We start from the raw sequence: 1,550 nt of genomic DNA, 5'->3' as shown, positions 1-1,550 counted from the left end.
CTTGTCTGCTTCATTTTCTTTTACGAGATCGTTTTGTGAATCTTTTTCAGAGAGTTTTTGATCGATATACTTGTCAATGTTTTCGTAAAATTCCTTGGTCGTCTCACTGTCTAATTTTGTCGAATTATGGACTTGATTGACTTTCAATTGAACAGATTGAATACCGTAAGAGTCTTGTTTTTGGCGAATGGTTTCTAATTCTTCTTCTGAAATCGGATCTCCAACAACTGTCAAGACCAATTCATTGCTACTTGACTTGTAGACTTGATTAATGATCGTATGATTGGCGAACTCTTTTCCTACAAACTGTTTGATCCCTTCTTTTCGTGCTTGATCCATCGTCAGAGTGACTGCTGAATAGCTGGCTGGAAGAACCAATAATACAATCAAGGATATCAACCCAATTCTCATTTTCATGTTTAGCTCTTTAAAAGAACTTAAGGGAGATTGTCTCATCATAATTCTTGTTCCAACAATATTGATTAGCATGATAAAGACACAGTTGATCAAGAAAAGATAGAGAGCCCCAAATAAAAATCGTACATTTCCATTAGCTAAACCATAGCCTGCAGTGCAGATAGGTGGCATCAGAGCTGTTGCAATGGCTACTCCTGGCACGATATTGTTTGCTTCTTTTTTTCTTGAACCAATGACACCTGCTATCCCACCCGCAATAGCAATGAGAACATCCCAAATGGTTGGAGAGGTTCGTGCAATCAATTCGCTACTTGCATAAGATAAGGGAGAAATCCAGAAATATAGAGTCGAGACAAGCAAACTGACCAATACTTGAGTAAATAAAACCCCTAGAGATTGCTTGATTAAACGCGTATCAAAAATAGCTAAACCAAACCCCAGTCCAATAATCGGTGTCATAAGAGGGGAAATCAGCATGGCTCCAATAATGACAGCTGTTGAATTCATATTTAGACCTATAGAGGCAATAAAAATCGAACACATCAAAATCACTGTATCTCTTAATCGAACATGAAGGTCATCATATAGTTTCTCGCGGAATTCACGTGTTGAATAGTTTCCGGACATTGGTTACTCCTTTTGTTTCATATAATCTTGTTTCTGCATGGATGATGGTAGAGAGACTTCTGTCCAAACTGACATGTTTTTAATTCTTACCTGTGATTCTTTTGAACATTATCTTTTAAATATCCATCAGTCCATCCTGCATATTATATCAAAAATTTTACAGTCTTTCTCTGAAGAAATCAATTAATTTAAAAGATAGAGAAAGGAAGAAATTTTTGTATCCTTATCTGAAGAAGAAAAACGATATCTCCTCTGAAAGTAGATACCGTTTTAATGTTTAAACAGTATGAGTTTGTAGCAGCAATCCTAGCAGATATCGCCAACAAATCACGTGTTAAGAAATAATGAAAAAATAAAAAGATTGAGGATAAAACAATCTAAAAAACCTTCCTTAGGTGAGTAAGAACGTCAGCGAACTTCTATGAAGTTCCAAAACTCCCGAGTGAGAGTGGGACAGAAATCGGTAATTCGTTAGAATTCGATTTCGTCGTCCCACCTCCGCACAG

General features: G+C 36.6%; 1 protein-coding gene. It reads right to left on the bottom strand.

The features are described 5' to 3' along the window. Positions 1 to 1,044, bottom strand: a 1,044-nt coding sequence (locus ADI76_RS09115; protein ID WP_049515985.1) for a DUF389 domain-containing protein, incomplete at its 3' end; no start/stop codon positions are given. Positions 1,045 to 1,550 lie beyond the last annotated feature (506 nt).

This window comes from Streptococcus parasanguinis, from assembly GCF_001074805.1.
GTDB lineage: Bacteria > Bacillota > Bacilli > Lactobacillales > Streptococcaceae > Streptococcus > Streptococcus parasanguinis_A.
The sequence above is the reverse complement of the archived record's forward strand: the minus strand, read 5'-3'. Positions and strand labels throughout refer to the sequence as shown.